This is a genomic window from Albimonas sp., assembly GCF_055129145.1.
This window is the reverse complement of record NZ_JBSRTQ010000113.1, coordinates 1-5,697: the sequence shown is the minus strand read 5'-3', so window position 1 is coordinate 5,697 and position 5,697 is coordinate 1. Positions and strand designations below refer to the sequence as shown.

Annotated in this window: 4 protein-coding genes; all 4 read right to left on the bottom strand. The window is 70.8% G+C overall.

What is annotated here, in order from left to right; translation table 11 throughout:
- Positions 1 to 42: 42 nt before the first annotated feature.
- Positions 43 to 1,101, bottom strand: a complete 1,059-nt coding sequence (gene dctP, locus ACTB72_RS15935) for a TRAP transporter substrate-binding protein DctP (protein WP_463037991.1) — start codon at positions 1,099 to 1,101, stop codon at positions 43 to 45.
- A gap of 168 nt (positions 1,102 to 1,269) precedes the next feature.
- Positions 1,270 to 2,703, bottom strand: coding sequence for an FAD-binding oxidoreductase (locus tag ACTB72_RS15930; protein ID WP_463037990.1), 1,434 nt, complete (start codon positions 2,701 to 2,703; stop codon positions 1,270 to 1,272).
- A gap of 12 nt (positions 2,704 to 2,715) precedes the next feature.
- A complete protein-coding gene (locus tag ACTB72_RS15925; RefSeq protein WP_463037989.1) occupies positions 2,716 to 3,366 on the bottom strand; it encodes an RraA family protein in 651 nt (216 codons plus the stop codon).
- A partial coding sequence (locus ACTB72_RS15920; protein ID WP_463037988.1) for a thiamine pyrophosphate-dependent enzyme occupies positions 3,363 to 5,697 on the bottom strand: 2,335 nt, incomplete at its 5' end. The genes ACTB72_RS15925 and ACTB72_RS15920, both read right to left, overlap by 4 nt.

The window sequence follows — 5,697 nt, the reverse complement described above, 5'->3', positions numbered from 1 at the left end:
TGCGCGGTTGCTCCGCGCCGCCCGGCCGGGACGATCAGGCGATCAGCTTTCGCCGCCCGAAAGCTTCATCACCAGGTCGAGGACATGCTGGGCGTCGAACTTGTCCTGGTTCTCGGCCACCCACTCGTCCCAGACCGGCTTGCCGGCGATCTCGCGGAACGCGGCGAGCTGCGCGTCGGTGTAGACCACCTCTTTCAGCTTCTCGCGGAACAGCGGCAGGTTCTTGGCGTCCGCGGCTTCGTAGGCGGCCTTGTAGACGTCCTTCACCTCGGGCTTCAGATCCTCGAGCAGTTTCTTGTACTGGTCGGGCAGGGCGTCATAGGCGGTCTTGGAGAACACCACCGGGCAATCCGAAGTGCCCGGCGCCATGTTCGACGTGAACCAGTCCGCCACTTCGTAGATCTTGTAGGAGGCGTGGGCGTAAGTGTAGGGCAGGCTCTCGGCGTCGATCGTGCCGCGCTGCAGGGCGGTGTAGACTTCGGTCGCGGGCATCGACTGGCGGATCGCGCCCATCTTCTCCATCGCCACCCCGATGCCGCCGCCGGCGCGCACGCGCAGACCGTTGAAGTCCTCGGGCGCGAGCGGCGGTTCGCCGACGCCCATGAATTCATATTGCGGCAGGTTGGTGGTCACGTAGTACATGGCGTTCCAGGCCGCCATCTCCTCGGCCATGATCGGATCCTGGTAGAGCCCCATGCGCACCTTCCAGCCGGTGTCGAAATCCGGGATCGGCAGGAACGGCATGGTCATCACCATCAGGGCGGGGTTCTTGCCGGGATGGTAGAAGTTGCAGAAGGCGGCGGCCTCGAAGGCGCCGGCTTTCAGCCCGTCGAGATTCTCCTTGTCCTTGGAGATCTGCTCGCCGTGGAACACGCGCAGCTTGAACTGCCCGCCGGTCTCCTCGTCCAGCCGCTTGGCCAGATGCTCGAAGCCCGAGGTGAAGGCGCGCGGATTGCCCCAGGACGACAGCTTCCAGAACACGGCGGGACCGTCGACATTGGCGGCGTTGGCCGCAGGCGCGAGGCTGGGGGCGATGAGGCCCGCGAGGGCGGCGGCGAGGACGCCGCGGGCGCCCTTCCGCAGGATGCGGCGGTGGATCATGAAACCTCCCTGTTTCGTTCGGGGACGCTCTGAACGGCGCCTTCCAATCCGACCTGACGCGGCTGCGCGCAGGCCCTGTTCAAAAGAGACAGGCAGGCGACCCATAGTCAACCGTTCGCATGCGTCATTTCCGCCTGCGGCGCCGCACAGGGCGGGCGGGAAGGCGACTCAGGGCAGCAATTTGCCGGGGTTGAGCAGGTTTTCCGGATCGAACGCCGCTTTAAGCCGCCGCATCAGCGCCAGCTCCACCGGGTCTTTCAGGCGGCCGAGCTCATCCTTGCGCAGTCGGCCCACGCCATGCTCGGCGGTGATCGAGCCGTTCATCCGGGCGACCAGGTCATGCACCACCCGGTTGATGGCGAGCGTCTCGGCCTTCCAGTCGGCGTCGGTCCAGGTCTCGGGCCGGATCGGGTTGTAATGCAGGTTGCCGTCGCCCGCGTGGCCGAAGGTGCAGGGGCGGAACCCGGGATAGAGCGCCTCGAGCGCCGCGTCCGCGATCTCGACGAATTCGGGGATGCGCGAGACGGGGACCGAGATGTCGTGCTTGATGCCGGCGCCGGCGCGCTGCTGGACCTCGGCCTGATCCTCGCGGATTCGCCAGAGGCGCGCGGCCTGGTCGAGGCTCGCGGCGAGCACGGCGTCGGTGACGAGGCCGGTTTCCATGGCCGCGCCCAGCGCGGTTTCGAGCGCGGCGGTCAGGGTCCCGTCGGGCCCGGGCCCATCAAGCTGCATCAGCACCCGCCAGCCGGCGCCGGGCAGGGGATCTTCGTGGCCCATGGTCTGCGTCGCCAGCTCGAAGCAGATCGGGTGCATCAGCTCGAACGCCGTCACCGCTTCGCCCAGCGCGAATTTCATCGCCGCAAGCAGCTCGATCGCCGCCGCGCAGGTCGGGACGGCGACCAAGGCCACCGCGCTGTCCACGGGCCGGGGGTAAAGCCGCAGCACCGCGGCGGTGATGATGCCGAGCGTCCCTTCGGCCCCAATGAAGATCTGCTTGAGGTCGTAGCCTGCGTTGTCCTTGCGCAGCGCGCGGAGCCCGTTCCAGATCTCCCCGTCCGCCGTCACCACTTCCAGTCCCAGCGCCAGCGCCCGGGCGTTGCCGTAGCGCAGGACCTGCACGCCGCCGGCGTTGGTGGAAAGGTTCCCGCCGATCCGGCACGAGCCCTCGGCCGCCAGCGACAGCGGGAACAGGCGATCCACCTTCGCCGCCTCGTCCTGCACGGTTTTCAGGATCACCCCGGCCTCGACGGTGATCGAGTCGTTCAGCGGGTCGATCTCCCGGATCCTGGTCATGCGGTCGAGCGCGAGCACGATCTCCGACCCGCCCATGTGGGGTTGCCCGCCCCCGGTCAGCCCGGTGTTGCCGGACTGGGCGACGATGGGGGTCTGGGTCTCGGCGCAGATCTTCACGATCTCCGCGACCTCTTCGGTCGAGGCGGGGCGCATCACGATGGGGACCTCGCCCCGCCAGCCGTCGCGCCAGGCGAGGCAGTGGGGCTCGATGTCCCTGGGATCGTCCAGGTAGCCCGCGGGGCCGGTGACGGCTTTCAGGCGGGCGATCACGTCGGCGGGGACCTTTCGCGCGCGGGTCATGTCCTGCATGGGGCGTTCCCTTCAGATCTTGGCGAATTTTTGAAGCGCTTCGCGGAAGGAGAGGCCGCCCCGCATCTCCTCCATCGCGCGGGCGTCATCGGCGGCGTATCCGGCGGCGAGGGCCGCGATCTCCGCGGCGCGGGCGGCGGGGAGGACCACGACCCCGGTCCCGTCGGCCACGATCACGTCGCCGGGGGCGATGGCGATGCCGCAGGCGACGATGGGCTCGCCGATGGCCTCGATGCGGATGCGGGTCTTGCCGGGGGTGGGCACCATGTGGGCGGAGAAGACCGGGAAGCCGAATTCCTGGATCTCCTCGCGGTCGCGCACGCCGCCGTCGACGATCAGGCCCTCGATGCCCTTCAGCTTGGCGGCGTAGCTCGCCATGCCGCCCCAGGTGGAGACGGGGGCGCCGTTGTTGGCCACCACGATCACGTCGCCGGGTCCGGCGGCGTCGATCATGTGGCCGACCTTGAAATCCGCGGTGGGGAAGGTTCCGAAGGGGGCCGTCACCTCGCGCGCCGTCACCGCGCGGCCCACGCATTTCAGGCCGGGCCCGGCGGCATGCAGGCCGGTCAGCACGCCCCCCGCCCCGGTCTCGTCGATGGCGTTGGCGAGGGTGGGGGTGGCGAGCCCGCGCAGGATGGCGAGCGTGTCGTCGGAAACCCTCATTTGGAACTCTCCATGTCCAGGGCGGCGTCGATCAGCGCGCGCTCTTCGGCGTCATGCCATGCGTGCCAGCCCACGGCGGGCGAGGCCGCGGAGGGCCGGGAGACCAGCCGGGCGGCGCGCCCCGCGGCGCGTTCGATCCGCCGGTCGAGCCACTGGAAGGGCCCAAGATTTTCGGGTTCCTCCTGCACGAAGACCAGTTCGCCGGGCGCGCCCTGCAGGGCCATGGCCAGCGCCGCGGCGGGGAAGGGGTGCAGCTGCTCCAGCCGGATCAGGGCCACGCGGCCCTCGAGTCCCCGGTCCGCCCGCGCTTTTGCAAGCGCCCAGTAGATTTTTCCCGAGCAGACGATCACCCGCTCCGCCCCCTGCGCCGGCTCGTCGAGCACCGTCCGAAACCCCGTTCCCGGCCCGAATTCCGGCGCGGAGGATACGCAATCGCCGAGCCGCAGCAGCAGCTTCGGCGTGAACGCCACCAGGGGTTTCGGATCGGGCAGCGCCATCTGCCGGCGCAGCAGGTGGAAATAGTTGGCCGGGGTCGAGGGGTTGGCGGCCACGATATTGGCCTTCGCGCAGCGCGCCAGCACCCGCTCCATATGCCCGGTCGAATGGTCCGGGCCGCCGCCGTCCCAGCCGTGGGGCAGCAGCATCGTCAGGCGGGAGGTCAGCAGCCAGCGATCCTCCCCCCCCGTCACATACTGGTCGAAGATCGGCTGGCAGACGTTGAGGAAATCGCCGAACTGCGCCTCCCAGACCGGGAGCCCCGGAAAGGCGGTCGAAAACCCGTATTCGAAGCCGAGCGTGGCGTTTTCGATGAGCGGCGAGTTGAAAACCTCCGCCGCCCCGAACCCCGCCAGCACGTCATGCACGGCGCCCGTGGGCTGGTCGGCCAGCCGCAGATGCCGCTGCGCGAAGGCCCCGCGCACCGCGTCCTGGCCGGAGAAGCGCAGGGAAACGCCGTCATCGAGGAGCGAGGCGAAGGCCATCGCCTCGGCGAAGGCCCAGTCCACGGGCGCCTCCCCGCGCGCCATCTTGCGCCGCTTGTCGAGCACGGCGCGCACCTTGGGATGCAGGGTAAACCCGTCCGGGATGCGGGCGAGCCTGCGGGCCAGCGCCTGCAGCCGCCCGATCTCCACCCCCGTCTCGCGCCACTCCAATAGCCGCGCCTCGGCCCCGGGGGCGAGGCCGGGGGCCTCGGGCGCGTTCGGGGTGGTCGGGGGCGCGGCGAAGGCGGCGTCGAGCCGGGATTGCAGCGGGGCGAGGTCGGGGGCCGGCAGCCCGGCCGTTTCGGCGTAGCGCGCCGACAGGGGGGGCAGCGCGTCGATGGCGGCGTACATGCGCGGCTGGGTGAAGCGCGCCTCGTCCATCTCGTTATGCCCGCGGCGGCGATAGGCGACGAGGCGGACCATGATGTCCTCCCCGAACCGCGCCCGCCAGGCGCAGGCGGCGGCGGCGGCGCGCAGGATCGCGTCGGGGTCGTCGCCGTTGACGTGCAGGATCGGGGTTTCCGTGAGCTTCGCCACGTCGGCGGCGGTGCGGGCGGACCGCGCCTCCGCCCCGTCGGTGGTGAAGCCGATCTGGTTGTCGAGCAGCAGATGGATGGCCCCGCCGACCTCGTAGCCGGGGAGGCGGGCGAGCTGCATCAGCTCCATGTTCACGCCCTGGCCGGCGAGCGCCGCATCGGTGTGCAGCATCAGCGGCAGGACGTGCCGCCCCTCGGCCCGCGCCCGCCCCATCGCCACCGGCGCCACGATCGACAGATGCGACGGGTGGGGGGCGGTCCAGACCTCCACCCCGTCCTCGCGGATCCCGTCATGGCCGAGGTGATAGGGCACGTCCGACGCCGCCCCGAGACTTTGGGGCAGATCCGGCGCGCCGCGCAGCTCGGCGGCGATCCGGTTCAGCGGCTTGCCGAGCGCCAGCGCCAGCTGGGTCAGCCGCCCCCGATGCATGCCCCCGCAGACCACGCGGGCCGCCCCCGAGCCGCGGATCACCGCGTCGAGCAGCAATACGAACCCCTCCGCCCCCGACAGGCCGAAGGTCTTGGTGGTGGGCAGGCGGCGCTTGATGTCGGCCTCGACCCGCTCGGCCTCGGCGATGCGCGAGAGGGCGGCGACCTGGGCGGCGCGGGACGGGGCGAACGCGGTCTCGGCGGCCTCGGCCAGCCAGGCGAAGCGGGTCTCGTCCTGCACATGCCCGAACTCCCAGCCGAGCCCGCCGGCATAGGCGGCTTCCAGCGCCTCGCGCAGGGCGTCGGGGCCGGGGGCGTCCAGCGCCGCGGGCCGCTCCGGCGCCGTCAGCCCCAGCGGGTCGAGCCGCGCCGCCCGCCAGCCATGC

What these genes read in the sequence shown, in the direction of transcription:
- dctP (WP_463037991.1), bottom strand. Translation starts at nt 1,101, where the DNA reads ATGATCCACCGCCGCATCCTGCGGAAGGGCGCCCGCGGCGTCCTCGCC.
- ACTB72_RS15930 (WP_463037990.1), bottom strand. Translation starts at nt 2,703, where the DNA reads ATGCAGGACATGACCCGCGCGCGAAAGGTCCCCGCCGACGTGATCGCC.
- ACTB72_RS15925 (WP_463037989.1), bottom strand. Translation starts at nt 3,366, where the DNA reads ATGAGGGTTTCCGACGACACGCTCGCCATCCTGCGCGGGCTCGCCACC.